Consider the following 21,841-nt stretch of genomic DNA (forward strand, 5'->3'; position numbering starts at 1 on the left):
ATCAGGCGGCGGCGTCCTTGAGCTTCTTCAGCGGACGCACCTTCACCTTGACCGAAGCCGGCTTGGCGGCGAACCACTGCTCTTCCTTGGTGAAGGGGTTGATGCCCTTGCGCTTCGGCTTGGCAGGCACCTTGACCGAGGTGATCTTCAGCAGGCCGGGCAGGGTGAAGCTGCCGACGCCCTTCTTGCTGATCGAGCCGTGCACCGCGCCTTCCAGCGAGGCCAGCACCGCGCGGACGTCCTTGGCGGCGACGCCCGTGGACTCGGCGATGTGGGACACCAGGCCCGACTTGGTCAGGGCTTCCTTGATCGCCTTCGGAGCGGCGGCCGGCTTGGCAGCGGCGGCGGCCTTCTTCGGGGCGGCCTTCTTCACCGCCTTGGTTGCTTTCTTCGCCATGTGAGTGTGATTCCGTTTATCGGTAGATGGGATGTCGGCCGACCCCGTCGGCAATCGCAATGTAGGGCATGCCCGGGGCCGCGCCAAGTGGGAAAGCGCAGAAAACCTCGGGTTTCCCGGGCGGCGGTGCTGCATCGGGCGCTCAATCGTCCTCCTGGCCGGGATGCCAGGCATCCGCGAGCTTCTGCTGCAGCGGTGCCGGCACGGGTTCGTAATGGCTGAAATCCAGCGAATAACGCCCGCGGCCAGCGGTCACCGACTGCAGCTCGGCGGGGTAGCCGTCGAGCTCCGACAGCGGCACCTGGGCCTTGACCACGATGTCGCCGCCTCGTGCGGCATCGGTGCCGAGGATGCGCGCGCGACGCCCGGCCAGCCCGCCGCTGATGTCGCCCATGTGCGCCTCGGGCGCGGTCACCACCAGGTCGACGATCGGTTCGAGCACCCTGGGCGAGGCCTTCGCCACCGCGTCCAGGAAAGCCTTGCGGCCCGCGGTCGCGAACGCGACTTCCTTGCTGTCGACCGGGTGGTGCTTGCCGTCGTGCACGATCACCCGCACGTCCTGGATCGGATGGCCGGCCACCGCGCCGGTGGCCAGCGCCTGGCGCACGCCTTTCTCCACGGCGGGGATGAACTGGCCGGGGATGGTGCCGCCCTTGACCGCGTCGACGAACTCGAAGCCGGCGCCGCGCGGCAGCGGCTCGACGCGCAGCATGACCTCGCCGAACTGGCCCGCGCCTCCGGTCTGCTTCTTGTGCCGGTGGTGGCCTTCGGCCGCGGCGCCGACGGTCTCGCGGTAGGCGATGCGGGGTGGCCGCGACTGCACCTCGACGCCGTGGCGCTCGCGCAGGCGTTCGAGCTGGATGCGCAGGTGCAGCTCGGACAGGCCGCGCACGACGGTCTCGTGGGTGTCGGGGTCCTGCTCGACCACGAAGCAGGGATCCTCTTCCGACAGCTTGTGCAGCGCGGTCGCGAGCTTCTGCTCCTGGCCGCGGCTGCCGGCCTCGACCGCGAGCCCGAACATCGGCCGCGGGTATTCCATCGGCGCCAGGTGGATGTGGTCCTCGTCGTGGCTGTCGTGCAGCACCGCGTCGAAGTGCAGGTCCTCGACCTTGGCCACCGCCGCGATGTCGCCGGGCACGGCCTGGTCGACCTCGACGTGGTCGCGGCCCTGGATGCGGTACAGGTGCGCGACCTTGAACGGCTTGCGGCCGTCGTCGACGAAAAGCTGCTGGTCGCGCCGCACCGTGCCCTGGTGCACGCGGAAGATGCCCAGCTTGCCGACGAAGGGGTCGTTGACGATCTTGAAGACGTCGGCGATCACGTGCGCGGACGGGTCGGGGCGCGACGGCACCGGTTCCGCGGCGTCGCCTTCGCCGCGCCGGAACGGCGGCGGATTGGCCTCGCCCGGGTGCGGGAACAGTCCGGCGATGGCGTCGAGCAGCTCGCGCACGCCGGTGCCGCTGCGCGCCGACGCGAAGCACACCGGCACCAGGTGGCCCTCGCGCAGGCACTGCTCGAAGGCGTCATGCAGCTCCTGGCGGCCCAGCGAACCCTCGCCGGCCTCGAGGTAGTGCTCCATCACCGCCTCGTCGACCTCGACCACCTGGTCGAGGATGCGGCGGTGCCAGTCCGCCACCGGGCCGAGGTCGCTGTCGCCGCCGTCGCCGGCGAAGCAGTCCACCACCCGCGTGCCGCCGTCGGCGGGCAGGTTGACCGGCAGCACGGACGCGCCGAATTCCTCCCGCAGCTCGTCGAGCAGGCTCGCGCAGTCGGCACCGTCCGCGTCGATGCGATTGACCACGATCGCGCGGCACAGCCCGCGGCGCGCCGCGTGGTCCATGATCCGGCGCGTGCCGTGGCCGATGCCGGTGGTGGCGTCGACGACCACGGCGACGGTGTCCACCGCCGACAGCGCCGACAGCGCCGCGCCGCGGAAGTCCGGATAGCCGGGGGTGTCGACCAGGTTGACGTGGACCCGCCCGCCATCGGCCGTGCGGTGGTCGATGGCGGCGATGGCGGCGTCGATGGAATGGCCGCGGGCGCGCTCCTGGGGGTCGAAGTCGGAGGTGGTGCTGCCGCGCTCGATGCTGCCTGCCGCCTGGATCGTGCCGCCGGCATGCAGCAGGGCTTCGAAGAGCATGGTCTTGCCGGCGCCAGGGTGGCCCGCGAGGGCCACGTTGCGGATCTGTTCGGTGGCGTGGGACATGGGTCCGTTTCTCCCGTGGTGTTGGGATGGAAAGGACGTCATGGCTGTCCGTCGCATGCTGCGACCGGGCCTGCGAGCGGCGGGCGGTCATGGCGGAAAGCCACAGTAGCGCGGGCGGCTCGGGGGCGTCGCGTTGCGTCGCAGCATCCGCGCCGGCAGACATCCGCGTAACGGACGCGCCGCCAGGATGGCAGGCCCGAACGCATCCACGGAGAACAGGCACATGGGCATCTCGCGCAAGGCCACCGCGCACTGGGAAGGCGATCTGAAGTCCGGCCGCGGCACGATCAGCACGCCGGCCAGCGGGCTGATGCAGGACACCCGCTACGGCTTCAACAGCCGCTTCGGCGACGAAAAGGGCACCAACCCGGAAGAGCTGATCGCCGCCGCGCACGCGGGCTGCTTCACCATGGCGCTGGCCAACGCCCTGGCCGAAGCGGGACACCCGGCGGAATCGCTGGACTCGCGCGCGGAGGTCGACCTGTCGCTGGAAGGCGGGCCGACGATGAGCGCGATCCGCCTCTTCACGAAGGCGAAGGTGCCGGGGATCGACGAGGCGAAGTTCCGGGCCGTCGCCGACGACGCCAAGACGAACTGCCCGGTGTCGAAGGCGCTGTCGGCGGTGCCGATCACGCTGGACGCCGAACTCCTGTCCTGAGCAGGGCCCGGCGGCGCCCTGCTGAACCGCCGGCAAGGTGCGTCGCGCCCCGCCGGTCCGGTTCAGCGGCGCGTCAAGCCGTGCGCCCTAGCGTTGGGCCCGTGCGCCGATCCCGGCGCGGGGAGCCTGCCATGCGTACCGTCGTCGCCTCCGTCCTTGCCATCGCCCTGGTCGCCGCCACCGGCGCCGCCACCGCGCAGTCGATCGGCTACGACGCCGGCTATCCCGTCCACGACCGCCTCGGCCAGGAGCGCGACGCCGGCTATGACGTGGCGCGCGTGGTGCGCGTCGATCCGGTTTTCGACGGCCACGACCAGCGTGCGTCGGGCCAGCGCTGCTACACGCGCGAGGACAGCTACGTGGACGGCGGCTACGGCGGCTACGGCGGCTACGACGGTTACGAACCCTATGGGCGGGACCCCTATGGCGACGACCGCTACCGTTCCGACCGGAGTACGGAGAACGGGCGCATGGTCGCCACCGTGGTCGGCGGCGTGGTCGGCGCGGTACTCGGCAGCAAGGTCGGTGGCGGCTCGGGCCGCTACGCCACGTCCGCGATCGGCACCATGGTCGGCGGCATGGCGGGGCGCGAGATCTACGACGCCACGCGTCGCGACCGCCAGGAGCGCCGCGGCCAGGTGACCGTCTGCGATCCGCTGCCGTCCGGCTATCCCGTCTCCGACCGCCATGGCGGGGTCAGCGCCTACGACGTCACCTACGAGTACGGTGGCCGCCACTACACCACGCGCACCGGTTACCACCCCGGCGACACCATCCGCGTACGCGTGGACGTGCGTCCGGAATAGGCGGCGGCCCGGTCGGCGCGCGGGCGACGTTGCCCCGCGCCGCGTTCGTGGACATAGTCGGCGGATCGTCCAGAGAGAGTCCGCCGCATGCGCCGCATCGTTTCCGCATCCTTCGCGCCCGTGTCAGCGGGCCTCCTCCTTGCGTTGTCCGCCAGCGCGGCCGCCGGCGACGGCGAACGCCTGCTCACCGCGGCCCGCATCCACACCTCCGACGCGGGCATGCCCGTGGCCACGGCCGTGGTCTGGGATGCGGACGGCCGCATCCTGGCGGTGGGCGAGGCGGCCGAGCTTGCCGCGCGACATCCGGATGCCGAGCGCATCGATGCCGGTGACGCCACGGTGGTGCCCGGCCTGATCGATGCGCACGCGCACCTGGTCGGGCTGGGGCATGCGCTGATGCAGGCCGACCTGGTCGGCGCGCGCAGCACGGACGAGGTCGTCGAGCGGCTGCAGGCCTTCGCGCGCGACCTGCCGGCGGGCGCTTGGCTGATGGGCCGCGGCTGGGACCAGAACCTGTGGCCCGATACCGCGTTCCCGACCGCGGCCGTGCTCGACGCCGCCTTCCCCGACCGGCCCGTGGTGCTCGAGCGCATCGACGGCCATGCCACCTGGGCCAACAGCGCCGCGATGCGCGCGATCGGGCGCGACCTTGCGGGAGACTGGCAGCCCGACGGCGGCCTGGTGGTGCGCGAGGACGGCCAGCCCACGGGCGTGTTCGTCGACATGGCCTCGAGCCTGGTCTACGCGGCCGCGCCCGCGCCCGACGCCGTCTGGCAGGAACAGGCCTTCGCGCGCGCGCTGGAGCACGTGGCCAGCCTGGGCCTGACCGGCGTGCACGACATGGGCACCGATGACGGCGGCTTCGCGCTGATGCAGCGCTTCGCCGACCGCGGCGCGCTCAGCGTGCGCGTGCAGGCCTATGCCAGCCGCGGCGCGGGCGCGATCGAGGCGATGTGCCGCGACGGTGCGTACCGGCATCCGTCCGGGCGCCTGGACATGCGCGGCGTCAAGCTGATGATCGACGGTGCGCTGGGCAGCCGCGGCGCCGCGCTGATCGAGGACTACAGCGATGATCCGGGCAACCGCGGCCTGCTGGTGCAGGACGAGGCCGGCCTCGAGGCCGCCGTGCGCCGCGCCCGCGAGTGCGGCCTGCAGGTGGCGACGCACGCGATCGGCGACCGCGGCAACCGCATCGTGCTCGACACCTACGCGCGCGTGCTGGGCGATGGCGCTTCCGGCGACCATCGCTGGCGCATCGAACATGCGCAGGTGATCGCGCCGGGTGACATCGCGCGCTTTGCCGGCCTGAAGTTGGTGGCCTCGATGCAGCCCACCCACGCGACCTCCGACATGGGCTGGGCCGGCGACCGCCTCGGCGAGGCGCGGCTGGCCGGGGCCTACGCCTGGCGCAGCTTCGTCGAGGCCGGCGTGCCGCTGGCGCTGGGGTCGGACTTCCCGGTGGAGTTCCCCGATCCGCGGCTTGGCCTGCTGGCGGCGGTCACGCGCCAGGACGTGCATGGCCAGCCGCCGGGCGGCTGGCTGCCGGCACAGGTGCTGACGGCGGCCGAGGCGCTGCACGGCTTCACCGCGGGCGCGGCGTGGTCGGCATTCGACGAGGAGCGTGTCGGCCGGCTGGCGCCCGGGCTGCGCGCGGACTTCGTGGTGCTCGACCGCGATCCGCTGGCGGTGCCCGGTGGCGAGCTCGACGACATCGTCGTGCGCTCGACCTGGGTCGACGGCAAGCCTGTCTACGAAGCGAACTAGCTCCGCCTGTAGGAGCGGCTATAGCCGCGACCCGATCGTGCATGGAACCGGTCGCGGCTATAGCCGCTCCTACAGAAGAGAAGGGCGGTGTGCATGAGAGAGGGCGGCGTGCAGGAATGGCGGACGGCGTTCCGGCTACCAGTCCAGCGTGCCGGTCACCACGCTGCGGGCGCGGCCGCCGGACCAGACGTCGCCGGACCCGTCCACGCGCAGCTCGATGATCGCGTCGTGACCGACCTCGCGGCCCTGGCTGATGCGGTAGAAGCCGCCGTCGCCGGGCAGGGCGTCGCGCTCGGCCAGCCAGGCGGCCAGGGTGGCGTTGGCGGCGCCGGAGGCGACGTCCTCGAAGGTGCCGGTGGAACCGACCCAGGCGCGCACGGCCAGGTAGTAGACCGGATCCGCGCTGCGCGCGAACACGCACAGGCCCATCGTGCCGCTGGCTTCGGCCAGCGCGGCGATCGCGGCCCAGTCGGGCACGGCCGAGCGAAGCTCGGCCTCGTCGCGCAGTTCGGCCAGCCACCAGCGGCGGCCGCCGTCCATCAGCACCGGCGGCAATGCGCCGGTGGCCAGGCCCGACAGTGCGTCGCGCAGGCGCGGGTCGGCGGCATCGGCCACCTCGACCACGCTGGCCCGCGGCGTGCGCACGGCCACGGTGCGCTTGCGGCCTTCGCCCTCCACGCGCAACGGCAGCTCGCCGACGGCACAGGACTGCACCAGCACGCCGTCGCGCGGCGCCACCAGGCCGCGGTCGAGCAGCACGTGGGCGGTGCCGACGCTGGGATGCCCGGCGAAGGGCACCTCGCGGCGCGGGCTGAAGATGCGCACGGCGTAGTCGGCGGTCGCGCTGGGCGAGGGGAAGACGAAGGTGGTTTCCGGCAGCCGCGTCCAGCGCGCGATCGCCTGCATGTCGGCGTCGTTGAGGCCGCGGGCGTCTGGCACCACGGCGAGCGGATTGCCGGCGCCGGGGCGGTCGCCGAAGACGTCGAGCTGGACGTAGGGACAAGCGGGCATGTCGGGGGACCATCGCGGGGCGCGCCAGTGTAGCCGCGACCGCGCTGGCGGGCCGTGCGCACGGCGCTAGAATCGCAGGCCTTGCCCGATCCCCGGGCCACGCGGATTCCCATGCATTCCATTCCCGAACCCGACCGCTGGATCGTGCTCAAGTTCGGCGGCACCTCGGTCTCGCAGCGCGAGCGCTGGGACACCATCGGCCGGCTGGCCGGCGAGCGCGCCGCGGAAGGCCGGCGCGTGCTGGTGGTGGTGTCCGCGCTGGCGGGCGTCACCAACGCCCTCACCGCCATCAGCGAAGGCGCCACCGATGCGGCGGCGCGGGTGGAAGCCCTGGCCGACCGCCACGTGGCGCTCGCGCGCGAGCTGGGACTGGACCCGGCCGTCGTCGGCGAGCGCCTGGACGTGCTGCGCACGCTGGTGTCCGAGCCACGCGCCGCGCGCCGTCCGCTGGACTGGCAGGCCGAGGTGCTGGCACAGGGCGAGCTGCTGTCGTCGACGCTCGGCGCGGCCCACCTGCGCGCGCAGGGCCTGGACTTCGGCTGGTGCGACGCCCGCGACTGGCTGCAGGCGGTCGCGCTGCCCAACCAGAACGACTGGGCGCGCCGGCTGTCGGTGGCCTGCCGTCGCGATGTCGACGCGCGCTGGCGGGCCCGCTTCGCGGCGCAGCCGGCGGCGATGCTGCTCACCCAGGGCTTCATCGCCCGCCACGAGGACGGCGGCAGCGCGATCCTCGGCCGCGGCGGCTCGGACACCTCGGCCGCGTACTTCGGCGCGCTGCTCGGCGCCGAGTGCGTCGAGATCTGGACCGACGTCCCCGGCATGTTCAGCGCCAATCCGCGCGAGGTGCCGGACGCGCGCCTGCTGACGCGCCTGGACTACGCCGAGGCGCAGGAGATCTGCACCACCGGCGCCAGGGTGCTGCACCCGCGCGCGATCAAGCCCTGCCGCGAGGCCGGCGTGCCGATCGCGATCCTGGACACGGCGCGCCCGGAGCTGCCGGGCACGCGCATCGATGGCGGCCCGGACACCGTGCCGGGCGTCAAGGCGATCAGCCGCCGCGACGGCGTGGTGCTGGTGTCGATGGAAACCATGGGCATGTGGCAGCAGGTCGGCTTCCTGGCCGACATCTTCGAGTGCTTCCGGCGCCACGGGCTGTCCGTCGACCTGATCGGCTCCTCGGAAACCAACGTCACCGTGTCGCTGGACCCGAGCGAGAACCTGGTCAGCACCGACGTGCTCGCGCGCCTGTCCGAGGACCTCGCGCGCAGCTGCCGGCTGAAGGTGATCGCGCCCTGCAGCGCGATCACGCTCGTCGGCCGCGGCATGCGCTCGCTGCTGCACCACCTGTCCGACGTCTGGGCGACCTTCGACCGCGAGCGCGTGCACCTGATCTCGCAGTCGTCGAACGACCTCAACCTGACCTTCGTGATCGACGAGGCCGACGCCGACGGCCTGCTGCAGGAGATCCACGACGGCCTGATCGCCAGCGGCGCCATGCCGGTGCGCGACGGCGACGTCTTCGGCCCGCGCTGGCGCGAGATCGAGGGGCGCGTACGCCGCCGGCCCGCGCGCTGGTGGCAGGGCCGCCGCGACGCGCTGCTGGCGCTGGCCGCCCAGGGCACGCCGCGCTACGCCTACGACCTGGACATCGTCCGCGCCCGCGCGCGCCAGCTGAAGGCCGTGCAGGCCGTCGACCGGCGCTTCTTCGCGATCAAGGCCAATCCGCATCCGGACATCCTGCGCGTGCTGGCGGAGGAAGGCTTCGGGCTGGAGTGCGTGTCGGCCGGCGAACTGGCGCACGTGTCCTCGGTGCTGCCCGGGCTGGAGCCCTCGCGCGTGCTGTTCACGCCCAGCTTCGCGCCGATCGGCGAGTACGCCGACGCGTTCGCGCGCGGCGTCAACGTCACCCTCGACAACGTCGAGGCGCTCGAACGCTGGCCGGAGGTGTTCCGCGGCCGCGCGCTGTGGCTGCGCGTCGACCTCGGCCGCGGCGACGGCCACCACGCCAAGGTGGTCACCGGCGGCCTGGCCTCGAAGTTCGGCCTGCAGGTCGATCGGGTGGAGGCCTTCCTCGCCGCCGCGCGCGCGCTCGACGTGCGCGTCACCGGCCTGCACGCGCACCTGGGCAGCGGCGTCGACACGCCCGACCACTGGCGCGAGGTCTGCGACGAGCTGGGCGGCATCGCCGCGCGCATCGGCAGCATCGACACCATCGACATCGGCGGCGGCCTGCCGATCCCCTACCGCGAGGACGACGAGCCCTTCGACCTCGACGGCTGGGCGGCGGGCCTGGCCGAGGTCAAGGCGGCCTATCCCGGCGTCCGGCTGGCGATCGAGCCCGGCCGCTTCCTGGTGGCCGAATGCGGCGTGCTCCTGCTCACCGCCACCCAGGTGGTGGAGAAGGGCGGCATCCGCCGCGTCGGCGCCGACGGCGGCATGAACGCGCTGATGCGGCCGACGCTGTACGACGCCTGGCACGACATCCACAACCTCTCGCGCGGAGACGGCGGCGAGCCCGCGGCCTTCGACGTGGTCGGGCCGATCTGCGAATCCGGCGACGTCTTCGGCCTGCAGCGCCCGCTGCCCGCCGACACCGCCCCTGGCGACGTGCTGCTGGTCGCCGACGCCGGCGCCTACGGCATGGCCATGGCCAACACCTACAACCTGCGCGCGCTGCCGGCCGAGAGCGTGCTCGTGGAGACCAAGGAATGAACAACGCGTTCGATCGCGAGGCGGTCCGGACCTTCCGCTTCGTGGACTGCGGCTTCGACGCCGCCACCGGCGTCGCGCGCCTGGCGTATGCCTTCGACGATGGCCCGGAGCTGGTCGAGACCGTGACCCTGCCCGGGGCGCCGTTCGCGCTCGAGGGCGCGCGCGCGCAGGCGGCCGCGAAGGCGCTGCGCCTGCTGCACCTGGTCGCCGGCGTGAGTTACTACAAGGCCGCGGTGCCCGGCGACATCCGCATCGACGGCTCCGCCATCGACGACGCGACCGCGACGCTGCTGGACGACGTGTACCTGCACGGCCTCGGTGAATTCGCCTATCGCAACGGGCTGGACCTGCACGGGCGGATCCGGTTCCCGCGTGACGCCGCGGCTGCGGAGCGGGACGCGCCGGCGGACGCCCTCGGCCTCCGCCGCCACGCCCTGGTCGCCATCGGCGGCGGCAAGGATTCGCTGGTCTCGATCGAGGCCCTGCGCGCCGCCGGCATCGACCAGACCGTGGCCTGGGTCGGCGGCTCGCAGCTGATCGCGGCGTGCGCCGCGCGCACCGGCCTGCCGACGCTCAACGTGCAGCGCCAGCTGGCGCCGGAACTGTTCGAGTACAACCGCCAGGGCGCATGGAACGGCCACATCCCGGTGACCGCGATCAACTCCGCGATCCTGGCGTTCGCCGCCGTGGTGCTGGACGCCGACCAGGTGGTGTTCTCCAACGAGCGCTCGGCCAGCTACGGCAGCCTGATCGAGGGCACCGGCGAGGTGAACCACCAGTGGTCCAAGGGCTGGGCGTTCGAGCAGGCGCTGGCGGGCTACCTCCAGCGCGAGGTCGCATCCGACCTGCGCTACTACTCGCTGCTGCGGCCGCTGTCGGAGCTGGCGGTGGCGCGGCAGTTCGCGAAGATCGACCGCTACGACGCCTGGTTCTCCAGCTGCAACCGCAACTTCCACCTGATGGGCGAGCGCCCGACCAGCCGCTGGTGCGGCGTCTGCCCGAAGTGCCACTTCGTGTTCCTGGCGCTGGCGCCGTTCATGCCCAAGCCGCGCCTGGTCGGCATCTTCGGCCGCAACCTGCTCGACGACGCGGCCCAGGTGCCGGGCTACGACGCGCTGATGGAATTCCGCGACCACAAGCCCTTCGAATGCGTGGGCGAGGCGCGCGAGTCGCGCGCGGCGATGGCGGCGCTGGCCACGCGTCCGGAGTGGCGCGAGGACACGGTGGTGGCGCGCTTCCGCGACGTCGTGCTGCCGCAGCTCGCCGGCGAAGACCTGGCGATCGCGCCACTGCTGGTCCCCGATCCCGAGCACGGCATCCCCGACGCGGTCTGGAGCCGCCTGCATGCGTATTTCGCAGCTTGAGGGCCGGCGCGTCGCGCTCTGGGGCTGGGGGCGCGAGGGCCGAGCCGCCTACGCCGCGCTGCGCGCGCGCCTGCCGTCGCAGCCGCTGACGCTGTTCTGCAGCGCGGAGGAGGCCGCCGCGGCCGATGCGCTGGGTGACGGCCTGCTGGCGGTCGAGACGGAGGCCAGTGCAGCCCGGCTGGCGGCCTTCGAGGTCGTGGTGAAGTCGCCGGGCATCAGCCCGTACCGGCCCGAGGCGCTGGTCGCCGCGCGTGCCGGCACCGCTTTCGTCGGCGGCACCGCGCTGTGGTTCGGCGAGCGCGCAGGCGAGGGCGATGTCGCGCGCGGCGTGGCCTGCGTCACCGGCACCAAGGGCAAGAGCACCACCACCGCGCTGCTCGCGCACCTGCTGCGCGCCGGCGGCGTGCGCACGGCGCTGGCCGGCAACATCGGCCTGCCGCTGCTGGAAGTCCTCGACGGCCAGGCCGAGGCCTGGGCGGTGGAGCTGTCGAGCTACCAGACCGGCGATGTTGCCGCCGGCGGCGTGCGCCCGGACGTGGCCGTGGTCACCAACCTGTTCCCGGAGCACCTGGACTGGCACGGCAGCGAGGACCGCTATGTCGAGGACAAGCTGGCGCTGGTGACGCGGGCGAAGCCGCGCGTGGCAGTGCTGAACGCCGCCGACGCGCGGCTGGTCGCGCTGGGTGCGCAGCTGGATCCGGCCACGGAGGTCCGCTGGTACGGTCGCGAGGACGGCTGGCACCTGCGCGGCGATGTCCTGCACCGCGGCGACGCGGCCCTGTTCGACACCCGGGACGTGCCGCTGCCGGGCCGGCACAACCGCGGCAATCTCTGTGCCGCGCTGGCCGCGATCGAGGCGCTGGGCCACGATGCCGCGGCGCTGGCGCCGGCCGCGCGCGGCTTCCGCCCGCTGCCGCACCGCCTGCAGCGCCTGGGCGAACGCGCGGGCATCGCCTGGGTGAACGATTCGATCAGCACCACGCCGCACGCCAGCCTGGCCGCGCTCGAGGTCCATCGCGACCGGCGGGTGGCGCTGCTGGTGGGCGGGCATGACCGCGGCCTGGACTGGTCGGACTTCGCCTCGCGGATGCGCACGCAGGCGCCCGCGATCGTGGTCACGATGGGCGGCAACGGCCCGCGCATCCACGCGCTGCTGGAGGATGTGGCGGGCGAGGGCGGCTTCGACCTGCGCGCGGCGACGGACCTTGCCGGCGCGGTGGCCGCGGCGCGCGAGGCGCTAGCTGCCAGCCCGCGCCCGGCCACCGGCGACGTCATCCTGCTGTCGCCGGGCGCGCCAAGCTTCGGCCCCTACCGCGACTACGTGGAGCGCGGCCGCGACTTCGCCCGGCTGGGCGGCTTCGATCCGGAGGCGATCTCGGCGATCCCGGGGCTCGGCATCGCGGCCTCGAACCACTCCGCAGCGCCACCCGCTGCGTAGGCCCCGCTACGCCGCCCCCCGCTGCGTCGCCACCCGCTGCGCTGCCACCTGTGTCGCCCGCCGCTGCGCCGCCACCCGTTTCGCTGTAGGAGCAGCTATAGCTGCGATTCGCTCTTGGGGCGAAGCACTCGGGGCCGAGGCCTCCAGGGCGAAGCCGGTCGCAGCTGTAGCTGCTCCTACAGCAGAGCGGCCTGCTGGCAGGGGGCCGGGATCAGGCGCCGCGGTCGACGGCGTGGCGCACCAGGCCGCGCAGCGCGGCCACCGACTCGCCCTCGTCCAGTCCATCGAGCGCGGCCTCGGCCAGCGCGGCGTACTCGCGGGCACGGGCGATGCTGTACTCCAGCCCGCCGCTGGCGTGGATCGCGGCGATCGCCTCGTCCAGCGCATCCACGTCGCCCTCCTCGACGATCGTGCGCAGGCGCGTGCGCAGTGCGCCGTCGGCGTGGGCCATGGCATGGATCAGCGGCAGGGTCATCTTGCCTTCGGCGAGATCGTCGCCCAGGTGCTTGCCCAGCGCGGCCTCGTCGGCGCTGTAGTCGAGCACGTCGTCGGCGATCTGGAAGGCGATGCCGAGGTTCAGGCCGTAGTCGTGCAGGCGCTGCTGCGTGGCCTCGTCGGCGCCGGCCAGCAGCGCGCCCAGGCGGGTCGCGGCGGCGAACAGGATCGCCGTCTTGCGCTCGATCACGCGCAGGTAGGCGGCCTCGTCCACGTCCGGGTTGCGCACGTGCAGCAGCTGCAGCACCTCGCCCTCGGCGATGCGGTTGGTGGTGCCGGCGAGGATCTCCTGGATCGGCATCGAGCCCAGCTCGACCATCAGCTGGAAGCTGCGCGAGTACAGGAAGTCACCGACCAGCACGCTGGCGGCGTTGCCGAAGACGGCATTGGCGGTGCTGCGGCCGCGGCGCAGGTCGGATTCGTCGACCACGTCGTCGTGGAGCAGGGTGGAGGTGTGGATGAACTCGACCACGGCCGCCAGCTGGTGCGCGTCCGGGCCCTGGTGGCCGAGCGCGCGGGCCGCGAGCAGCAGCAGCATCGGGCGCAGGCGCTTGCCGCCGCCGGCGACGATGTGCTCGGCCACCTGGTTGACCAGGACCACGTCGGAGGCCAGCCGGCGGCGGATCAGGGCGTCGACCGCGGCCATGTCGGCGGCGGCATGGGCCTGGATCTCGGGCAGCGGCAGGGCGGTTCTGGCCTGGGCGGCCTGGGAGTGGGGATGCATGCGTCGGCGGGCGTCGGGGGGCCGCCAGTATAGGTCGCCGGGCCGTCCCAGGGCCCCGGGCGGCGTTGTCCCACGCGTGCGCGGGGCACGACCGGATGGCCGGGGAGCGGCGGGTATACTCACCCTTTTACTCCTGCCAATCCCGGCGGAGAGCGCAAGGAACCCATACCCATGGCCCGTGGAATCAACAAGGTCATCCTCGTCGGCAACCTCGGCAACGACCCCGACGTGAAGTACAGCCAGGGCGGCAGCGCCATCACCACGATCAGCGTCGCCACCACCGAGGCCTGGAAGGACAAGCAGACCGGCCAGCAGCAGGAACGCACCGAGTGGCACCGGGTGAAGTTCTTCGGCCGCCTGGCGGAGATCGCCGGCGAGTACCTGAAGAAGGGTCGCCAGGTCTACATCGAGGGCTCGCTGCGCACCGACAAGTACACCGGCAAGGACGGCGTCGAGCGCTATACCACCGACATCATCGCCAGCGAGATGCAGATGCTGGGCGGTGGCGGCGAGGGTGGCCAGCGTGGCGGCGGCGACTTCCAGCGTGGCGGTGGCGGCGATTACCAGCGCGGTGGCGGCGAGCGTGGCGGCGGCGACTACCAGCGCGGTCCGCGCGAGTCTTCCGGCCAGGGCCGCGGCGCAGCGCCGCCCCCGCCGCCGATGGACGACGGTTTCAACGACGACGACATCCCGTTCTGAGCCTGCAGGCCGTTCCGAGCCTGCAGGGCCGCTCCGTTTTCAGAGGATCCATCCGCATGCCCACCTGGCTGGTCACCGGCGGAGCCGGTTTCATCGGCGGCAATTTCGTACTCGAAGCCGTTGCCGCGGGTGTGCGCGTCGTCAACCTCGACGCGCTCACCTATGCCGGCAACCTCGACACGCTGTCCTCGCTCGAGGGCAACCCGGACCACGTCTTCGTCCACGGGGATATCGGTGACCGGGCGCTGGTCGAGCGCCTGCTGGCCGAACACCGCCCCGACGCGGTGGTGAACTTCGCCGCCGAGAGCCACGTCGACCGTTCGATCGATGGCCCGGCGGCGTTCGTGCAGACGAACGTGGTCGGCACGCTGGCCCTGCTCGAAGCCGTGCGCGACTACTGGAAGGCGCTGGAAGGCGGGGCCAGGGACGCGTTCCGCTTCCTGCACGTGTCCACCGACGAGGTCTACGGGACGCTGGGCGAGACCGGGCTGTTCACCGAGACCACGCCCTATGCCCCGAACTCGCCGTACTCGGCGTCGAAGGCGGCCAGCGACCACCTCGTGCGTGCCTTCCACCACACCTACGGGCTGCCGGTGCTGACCACCAACTGCTCGAACAACTACGGCCCCTACCACTTCCCCGAGAAGCTCATCCCGCTGGTGATCGCCAAGGCCCTGGCCGGCGACCCGCTGCCGGTGTATGGCGACGGCAAGCAGGTGCGCGACTGGCTGTTCGTGACCGACCACTGCGAGGCGATCCGCACCGTGCTGGCGAAGGGCCGGGTCGGCGAGACCTACAACGTCGGCGGCAATGCCGAGAAGCAGAACATCGAGGTGGTGAAGACCATCTGCGCGCTGCTCGACCAGCGCCGTCCGCGCGAGGACGGCCAGCCGCGCGAGTCGCAGATCGCCTTCGTCGCCGACCGCCCGGGTCATGACCGGCGCTACGCGATCGACGCCTCCAAGCTGCGCGACGAACTGGGCTGGACGCCTGCGTACAGCTTCGAGCGCGGCATCGCCGAGACCGTCGACTGGTACCTCGCCAACCAGCCCTGGGTGCAGCGCGTGCTCGACGGCAGCTACCGGCTCGAGCGCATCGGAGGTGCGGCATGACCGCGCGCCGCGGCATCATCCTGGCCGGCGGTTCCGGCACCCGGCTGTATCCGATCACCCAGGCGATCAGCAAGCAGCTGCTGCCGGTGTATGACAAGCCGATGATCTACTACCCGCTGAGCACGCTGATGCTTGCCGGGATCCGCGAGGTGCTGATCATCAACACCCCGCACGAGCAGGCGCTGTTCCGGCAGCTGCTGGGCGACGGCTCGCAGTGGGGCATGGACATCCGCTACGCGGTGCAGCCAAGCCCGGACGGGCTGGCGCAGGCCTACCTGATCGGCCGCGACTTCGTCGACGGCAAGCCGAGCTGCCTGGTGCTGGGCGACAACATCTTCCACGGCCACGGCTTCACCGGGATCCTCGGGCGTGCCGGCGCGCGCGAACAGGGCGCGACCGTGTTCGGCTACTGGGTGCGCGATCCCGAGCGCTACGGCGTGGCCGAGTTCGACGCCGACGGCACGGTCGTCGGGCTCGAGGAAAAGCCGGTCAATCCGCGCTCGAACTACGCGGTCACCGGTCTGTACTTCTACGACGGTCGCGCGAGCGACTTTGCCGCCCAGCTCAAGCCCTCGCCGCGCGGCGAGCTGGAGATCACCGACCTCAACCGCTGCTATCTCGAGGAGGGCAGCCTGCACCTCGAGCAGCTCGGTCGCGGCTATGCCTGGCTCGACACCGGCACCCACCAGTCGCTGATCGAGGCCTCGAACTTCATCGAGACGGTCGAGGCGCGCCAGGGCCTGCGCGTGTGCTGCCCGGAGGAGATCGCCTGGACCAATGGCTGGATCGGCGACGAGGACCTCGAACGCCTGGCCGCGCCGCTGGCCAGGAACGGCTACGGCCAGTACCTGCTGTCGCTGGCCAAGCGCGGGGTGGTGCGGTGAAGGTGGTGGAGACCGGCCTGCCGGGCTGCGTGGTGATCGAGCCGCAGGTGTTCGGTGACGACCGCGGCTTCTTCTTCGAATCCTTCAACGCCGACAGGCTGGCGCAGCACGGGCTCACGCCGGCGTTCGTGCAGGGCAACGTGTCCTCGTCCTCGTGCGGCGTGCTGCGTGGCCTGCACTACCAGTGGCCGAAGCCGCAGGGCAAGTATGTGTCCGTGGTGGAAGGCGAGGTCTGGGACGTCGCCGTCGACATCCGCCGCGACTCGCCCACCTTCGGCAAGTGGGCCGCGGTGGTCCTGAGCGCGGAGAACAGGCGCCACTTCTGGATCCCGGAAGGCTTCGCGCACGGCTTCGTGACCCTCAGCGAGCGCGCCGTGTTCACCTACCTCTGCACCGCCACCTACGACCGCGAGGCGGATGCCGGCATCCGCTGGAACGACGCGGCGCTGGCCGTCGACTGGCCGGTGGCCGATCCGGTGCTGTCGGACAAGGACGCACGCGCGCCGTTCCTCGCCGACGTCTCCGAAGAGCGCCTGCCGGTCTACCTGCCGTGAGGCTGCTGCTGCTGGGTGCGAACGGGCAGGTCGGGCATGCGCTGCGCCCGGAGCTTGCCCGCCTTGGCGAAGTAGTCTGCACGACGCGCAGCGGCACGCTGCCCGACGGCGGGGATTGCGGGCGCGCCGACTTCGACCAGCCGGGCACCCTGGCGGCGCTGGTCGACCGCGTCGCGCCGGACGTGGTGGTCAATGCCGCCGCGTACACCGCGGTCGACCGGGCGGAGCAGGAGCGGGATGCCGCGTTCCGCGCCAACGCCGATGCGCCCGCGGCACTGGCGGAGGCCTGCGCACGCCGCGGCGCGCTGCTGGTCCACTACTCGACCGACTATGTCTTCGACGGCAACGGCAGCCGTCCGTGGCGGGAGGACGACGCCACCGCGCCGCTGGGCGTCTACGGCGCGAGCAAGCTCGCGGGCGAAGAGGCGATCCGGGCCAGCGGCGCACGCCACATGATCTTCCGCACGGCGTGGGTCTACGGGGCCCACGGCCACAACTTCATGCGCACGATGCTGCGCCTGGCGGCCGAGCGCGACGAGCTGCGCGTGGTCGACGACCAGCACGGCACGCCGACCGCGGCCAGGCTGATCGCCTCGGTCACTGCCGCCGTGCTGGCGCAGACGGACCAGCCATCGGGCCTCTGGCACCTCACTGCGTCCGGTGGCACGACGTGGCATGGCTTTGCCAGCGCGATCATCGAAGGCGCGCATGCGCGCGGCCTGCTGTCGCCGAGGCCGCGGGTGGCGCCGGTGCCCGGCAGCGAGTATCCGACGCCGGCCCGACGCCCTGCGTACTCGCGGCTTGATACGTCGGCGCTGCAGGCGCAGTGGCCAATCGCGCTCCCGCCGTGGCGGGACGACCTGGACCGCGTGCTCGACGACCTCGCAGCGCGCTGACGGCGTATCGCCATCGGCGCGTGGCCGCCATAATGACGGCGCCAGCGAGGGGCTGGCTGGAGTCAGGGGAACAACAGGATGAAGTGGGGACATGGACTCGCGCTGGCGGCGGTGCTGGCGTTCGGGCTGGGGCCTGCGCGCGCGGCGCCGGGCATCGACCTCGACGCGTACGTCAGGAAGGACAGCTTCGTCGACATCAAGCTCTCGCCGACCGGGGAGTACTACGCGGCGACGGTGCCGCTCGAAGACCAGATGGGACTGGTCATCATCCGGACGTCGGACAACCAGATCTCGACCGCGCTGAGGATGGGGAAGAACACCCACTTCGCCGATTTCGACTGGATCACCGACGAGCGCGTGATACTCAGCTTGGCGGAGAAGTTCGGCATGCTGGACGCGCCGCAGCTGACCGGCGAGCTGTACGCGCTGGATGCCGACGGCAGCGACAAGCAGCTGCTGATCGGCTGGCGCGTCACCGGATCCGGCACCGGGACGCGCATCCAGACGCAGCGCCCCGACCGCGTGGCCGCGTTCCTGATCGATCCGCTGCTGGAAGATCCGCGCCATTCGCTCGTGTCGACCGAGCGTTTCGCCCTGGATCCCTACACGCGCGCCGAACGCCTGGACATCTACACCGGCCGTCGCACCCTGGTGGCGATCGGGCCGATCCGCAACGCCAGGTTCACGACCGACAACGCCGGCACGGTGCGCTTCGCGCATGGCGCGGGCCACGACATCGTCAACAAGCTGTACTACCGCGCTGGCGAAGGCGCCGACTGGGTGCTGGTCAACGACGAGTCCGTGAGCGGGCACTCCGAATGGCCGGTGGGGTTCTCGGCCGACAACCGCATCGCCTACCTGACGGTCGAGCAGCCGGAGGGTCCCAACCACATCGTCGCCTACGACGTCGCCACCGGCGAGAGGACGAAGGTGCTGGCCGACGGGACCGGTGATCCGACGGTGCTGCACGCACCCGGCACGCGGGTGCCCGTTGGTGCGCTGTTCCTCGACGGGAAGCCGAGGACCGCGTTCTTCGACCCGCAGTCCGAGCACGCGCGCCTGTACCGCAGCCTCGAGGCCGCCTTCGAGGGCCATGCGGTGTACATCACCTCCAGCACCGCCGACGGACGCAAGGTGCTGCTGCAGACCTGGAGCGACCGGAATCCGGGTGACTTCTACATCTACGACACTGTGGAAAAGAAGGCGGCGCACGTCGTCGCCAGGCGACAGTGGTTCGATCCCGCCGACATGGCCGAGCGGCGGCCGGTGAGCTTCGCGGCGCGCGACGGCCTGGAGCTGCACGGGTTCGTCACCATCCCCGCCGGCTCCGATGGTCGCAACCTGCCGATGGTGGTGCTGCCGCACGGCGGGCCCTACGGCGTCTTCGACACCTGGGGCTTCGAGACCGAGGCGCAGATGCTGGCGGCCGCCGGCTACGCGGTGATGCAGGTGAACTTCCGCGGTTCGGGCAGCCGCGGCCGGGCGTTCGAGCAGGCGGGCGCGCGCGAATGGGGCGGCAGGATGCAGGACGACGTCACCGACGCCACCCGCTGGGCCATCGCCGAGGGCATCGCCGACGCCAGCCGGATCTGCATCTACGGCAGCAGCTACGGTGGCTACGCGGCGATGATGGGTGCGGCCAGGGAGCCTTCGCTGTACCGCTGCGCGGCGGGCAACGTCGGCGTCTACGACCTGCCGACCATGCATACGCATGGCGACATCCAGCAGCGCGGCTCGGGGCAGACCTACCTGCGTGAGTGGATCGGCGAGCGCGACGGGCTTGCCGCCGTGTCGCCCAACCGCATGGCCGACCGCATCAAGGTGCCGGTGTTCCTCGCCGCCGGCGGCAAGGACGAGCGCGCGCCGATCGAGCACAGCAGGATGATGGAGCGCGCCCTGGTCGCAGCCGGCGTCCCGGTGGAAACGGCCTGGTTCCCGACCGAAGGCCATGGCTACTACGACGACGCCAACCGCCGCGAGTACTACACCCGCCTGCTGGCGTTCCTGGGCAAGCACCTGGGCGGCAGGACCGCGGCCACGCCCTGAGCCGGAAGCGCCCGCGCCCGCCACCGGCGGCGCGCGGGTGCTGGACGCACAGGCCCCGGAGCGATAGCGTTGCCGCTTCCTCCGGGGGATGTGACGCGATGACAGACCATGTGCGCGGTGCCGTACCGCAGCTGACCTTCCGCGCAGTGCTGCTGGCCATCGTGCTGGCGGTGGTGCTGTCCGCGGCCAATGCCTACCTCGGCCTGTTCGCCGGCCTGACCATCGCCACCGCGATCCCCGCGGCGGTGGTGTCGATGGGCGTGCTGCGTCTGCTCGGCGGCGGCACCATCCTCGAGAACAACATCGTGCAGACCGGCGCCTCGGCCGGCTCCTCGATCGCGGCGGGCGTGATCTTCACGATCCCGGCGCTGGTGATCCTCGGCTACTGGGACGATTTCCGGTACTCGTGGGTGCTGGCGATCGCGGGCCTGGGCGGCCTGCTGGGCGTGCTGTTCTCGGTGCCGCTGCGGCGCACGATGATCGTCGAGGACCCGTTGCCGTTCCCGGAGGGCAAGGCCGCGGCCGAAGTGCTCAAGGCCGGCGAGAACCCCGGTCCCGGCCTGAAGATCCTGGGCCTGGCCGCCGGCGTGGGCGCGCTGGTGAAGGTCGCCGCCGAGAGCGGCATGCGCATGATCCCGGACAACGCCGTGGTGTCGGGCTTCATGGGCAAGTACCTGGGCTACATGGGCACCAACCTGTCACCGGCGCTGCTGGGCGTGGGCTACATCGTCGGGCTGAACATCGGCATCGTGGTGCTGTCGGGCGCGATCCTGTCCTGGAACATCGCCATCCCGATCTACCATGCGCTGTTCCTGGGCAGCGATCCGGTGCTGTCGGCGCAGCTGGCCGGCGCCTCCGCCGCGGACGCGGCCGGCGCGATCTGGTCGGCGAAGATCCGCTACCTCGGCGTCGGCGCGATGCTGATCGGCGGCATCTGGACCCTGTTTTCCCTGCGCAAGTCGCTGCTGTCGGGCGTCAGGAGCGGCATCGCGGCCGCGCGCAAGGGCAGCGGCGACGTGGTCGCCGAGACCGATCGCGACCTGCCGATGAAGTGGATGCTGATCGCGCTGCTGCTGTTCGTGATCCCGCTGCTGGTGCTGTACCAGGCCATCGTCGGCAACTGGTTCGTGAGCGTGCCGATGACGGTCATCATGATCGTGGCGGGCTTCCTGTTCGTGTCGGTGTCGGCCTACCTGGCGGGCCTGGTGGGCTCGTCGAACAACCCGGTCTCGGGCATCACCATTGCCACCATCCTGTTCGCGGCCGCGGTGCTGGTGCTGCTGCTGGGCCGTGATTCGCCGGTGGGCGCGGTGGCCGCGATCATGATCGGCGCGGTGGTGTGCTGCGCGGCGGCGGTCGGCGGCGACAACCTGCAGGACCTCAAGGCCGGCTACATTGTCGGCGCGACGCCGTGGAAGCAGCAGCTGATGCTCGCCATCGGCGCGTTCTCCTGCGCGCTGATCATGGCGCCGGTGCTCAACCTGCTGGCCCAGGCCTACGGCATCGGCGCGCCCACGCCGGAACAGCCGCAGTCGCTGGCCGCGCCGCAGGCGACGCTGATGGCCTCGGTGGCCCAGGGCATGTTCGGCGGCAAGCTGCCCTGGGACATGATTGCGATCGGCGCCGGCGTCGGCGCTGCGATCATCGCCCTCGACGAATGGCTCAAGTCGCGCGCCTCGACCTTCCGCGTGCCGGTGCTGGCGGCGGCGATCGGCATCTACCTGCCGATCGAGCTGATGGTGCCGATCTTCCTCGGCGGGGTGCTGGCGTGGATGGTCGAGCGCCGCCACGGCATCGACGGCCGCGACGAGGCCGCGCGCGACCGCGTGCACCGCCCGGGCACGCTGTTCGCCGCCGGCCTGATCACCGGCGAGGCGCTGATGGGCATCGCGATCGCGGTGCCGATCGTCGTCACCGAACGCTCCGACGTGCTGGCGGTGGCCGAGTCGCTGCACTTCAACCAGTGGGTGGGCCTGGCGGTGCTCGCGGTGGTGGCGTGGATGCTCTACCGCAGTTCGGCCAGGCAGGACACGGCCGCGCCGGTGGAACCGGGTCCGCGCTGACACGCGCGGACC

The 21,841-nt window shown here is 71.9% G+C and carries 17 protein-coding genes; 13 read left to right on the plus strand and 4 right to left on the minus strand.

What is annotated here, in order from left to right; translation table 11 throughout:
• Position 1: 1 nt before the first annotated feature.
• Both H9645_RS13200 and fusA read right to left on the minus strand, forming a co-directional pair.
• On the minus strand, positions 2-397 hold the full coding sequence (locus H9645_RS13200; protein ID WP_189496963.1) for an HU family DNA-binding protein: 396 nt from the start codon (positions 395-397) through the stop codon (positions 2-4).
• Between the two features lie 142 nt (positions 398-539).
• Entirely contained in the window at positions 540-2,603 is a 2,064-nt protein-coding gene (gene fusA, locus H9645_RS13205; RefSeq protein ID WP_191730152.1) for an elongation factor G, read from the minus strand.
• Between the two features lie 223 nt (positions 2,604-2,826).
• Here fusA and H9645_RS13210 point away from each other — a divergent pair, with 223 nt between their 5' ends.
• From H9645_RS13210 to H9645_RS13220, 3 genes are all read left to right on the plus strand, one after another.
• Complete coding sequence (locus H9645_RS13210) at positions 2,827-3,261, plus strand: OsmC family protein (RefSeq protein ID WP_191730153.1); 435 nt, start codon at positions 2,827-2,829, stop codon at positions 3,259-3,261.
• A gap of 131 nt (positions 3,262-3,392) precedes the next feature.
• The gene (locus H9645_RS13215; protein ID WP_191730154.1) at positions 3,393-4,067 is read left to right on the plus strand and encodes a glycine zipper 2TM domain-containing protein; all 675 of its coding nucleotides are present in this window, start codon (positions 3,393-3,395) and stop codon (positions 4,065-4,067) included.
• 120 nt (positions 4,068-4,187) lie between these two features.
• Positions 4,188-5,831 (plus strand): amidohydrolase, encoded by a 1,644-nt coding sequence (locus tag H9645_RS13220; protein ID WP_318240550.1) that lies wholly within the window; start codon positions 4,188-4,190, stop codon positions 5,829-5,831.
• 135 nt (positions 5,832-5,966) lie between these two features.
• On the opposite strand, the gene H9645_RS13225 is transcribed toward H9645_RS13220, so the two are convergent.
• Positions 5,967-6,842 carry a PhzF family phenazine biosynthesis protein gene (locus H9645_RS13225; protein ID WP_191730156.1) on the minus strand — a complete coding sequence of 292 codons (876 nt, stop codon included), beginning with the start codon at positions 6,840-6,842 and terminating at the stop codon, positions 5,967-5,969.
• A gap of 111 nt (positions 6,843-6,953) precedes the next feature.
• Between H9645_RS13225 and H9645_RS13230 the strand changes: the two genes are divergently transcribed.
• From H9645_RS13230 to murD, 3 genes are read left to right on the plus strand one after another with little or no spacing between them, the layout of a single operon-like run.
• Positions 6,954-9,554: a bifunctional aspartate kinase/diaminopimelate decarboxylase gene (locus H9645_RS13230; protein ID WP_191730157.1), complete on the plus strand. Its 2,601-nt coding sequence runs from the start codon at positions 6,954-6,956 to the stop codon at positions 9,552-9,554.
• Positions 9,551-10,918, plus strand: coding sequence for a UDP-N-acetyl-alpha-D-muramoyl-L-alanyl-L-glutamate epimerase (murL, locus tag H9645_RS13235; protein ID WP_191730158.1), 1,368 nt, complete (start codon positions 9,551-9,553; stop codon positions 10,916-10,918). The genes H9645_RS13230 and murL overlap by 4 nt, the downstream gene beginning before the upstream one ends.
• The gene (gene murD / locus H9645_RS13240) at positions 10,899-12,356 is read left to right on the plus strand and encodes a UDP-N-acetylmuramoyl-L-alanine--D-glutamate ligase (RefSeq protein ID WP_191730159.1); all 1,458 of its coding nucleotides are present in this window, start codon (positions 10,899-10,901) and stop codon (positions 12,354-12,356) included. The genes murL and murD overlap by 20 nt, the downstream gene beginning before the upstream one ends.
• A 211-nt stretch (positions 12,357-12,567) precedes the next feature.
• Here murD and H9645_RS13245 read toward each other — a convergent pair whose 3' ends face one another.
• Complete coding sequence (locus tag H9645_RS13245) at positions 12,568-13,575, minus strand: polyprenyl synthetase family protein (protein ID WP_191730160.1); 1,008 nt, start codon at positions 13,573-13,575, stop codon at positions 12,568-12,570.
• Positions 13,576-13,746: 171 nt separating this feature from the next.
• On the opposite strand from H9645_RS13245, the gene ssb reads away from it, so the two are divergent.
• The 7 genes from ssb to H9645_RS13280 all read left to right on the plus strand — a co-directional run bounded on the left by ssb (position 13,747) and on the right by H9645_RS13280 (position 21,829).
• Positions 13,747-14,274, plus strand: coding sequence for a single-stranded DNA-binding protein (ssb, locus tag H9645_RS13250; RefSeq protein WP_191730161.1), 528 nt, complete (start codon positions 13,747-13,749; stop codon positions 14,272-14,274).
• A 56-nt stretch (positions 14,275-14,330) separates the two neighbouring features.
• On the plus strand, positions 14,331-15,386 hold the full coding sequence (gene rfbB, locus H9645_RS13255; RefSeq protein ID WP_191730162.1) for a dTDP-glucose 4,6-dehydratase: 1,056 nt from the start codon (positions 14,331-14,333) through the stop codon (positions 15,384-15,386).
• Positions 15,383-16,270: a glucose-1-phosphate thymidylyltransferase RfbA gene (gene rfbA / locus H9645_RS13260; protein WP_191730163.1), complete on the plus strand. Its 888-nt coding sequence runs from the start codon at positions 15,383-15,385 to the stop codon at positions 16,268-16,270. Before rfbB ends, rfbA begins: the two co-directional genes overlap by 4 nt.
• Positions 16,267-16,824: a dTDP-4-dehydrorhamnose 3,5-epimerase gene (rfbC, locus tag H9645_RS13265; RefSeq protein ID WP_191730164.1), complete on the plus strand. Its 558-nt coding sequence runs from the start codon at positions 16,267-16,269 to the stop codon at positions 16,822-16,824. Before rfbA ends, rfbC begins: the two co-directional genes overlap by 4 nt.
• The gene (rfbD, locus tag H9645_RS13270; protein WP_191730165.1) at positions 16,821-17,720 is read left to right on the plus strand and encodes a dTDP-4-dehydrorhamnose reductase; all 900 of its coding nucleotides are present in this window, start codon (positions 16,821-16,823) and stop codon (positions 17,718-17,720) included. Before rfbC ends, rfbD begins: the two co-directional genes overlap by 4 nt.
• A gap of 78 nt (positions 17,721-17,798) precedes the next feature.
• Complete coding sequence (locus H9645_RS13275) at positions 17,799-19,766, plus strand: alpha/beta hydrolase family protein (RefSeq protein ID WP_191730166.1); 1,968 nt, start codon at positions 17,799-17,801, stop codon at positions 19,764-19,766.
• A gap of 98 nt (positions 19,767-19,864) precedes the next feature.
• Positions 19,865-21,829 carry an OPT family oligopeptide transporter gene (locus tag H9645_RS13280; RefSeq protein WP_191730167.1) on the plus strand — a complete coding sequence of 655 codons (1,965 nt, stop codon included), beginning with the start codon at positions 19,865-19,867 and terminating at the stop codon, positions 21,827-21,829.
• Positions 21,830-21,841 lie beyond the last annotated feature (12 nt).

It is taken from the genome of Luteimonas colneyensis (genome assembly GCF_014836665.1).
In the GTDB taxonomy this organism is placed as follows: domain Bacteria; phylum Pseudomonadota; class Gammaproteobacteria; order Xanthomonadales; family Xanthomonadaceae; genus Luteimonas; species Luteimonas colneyensis.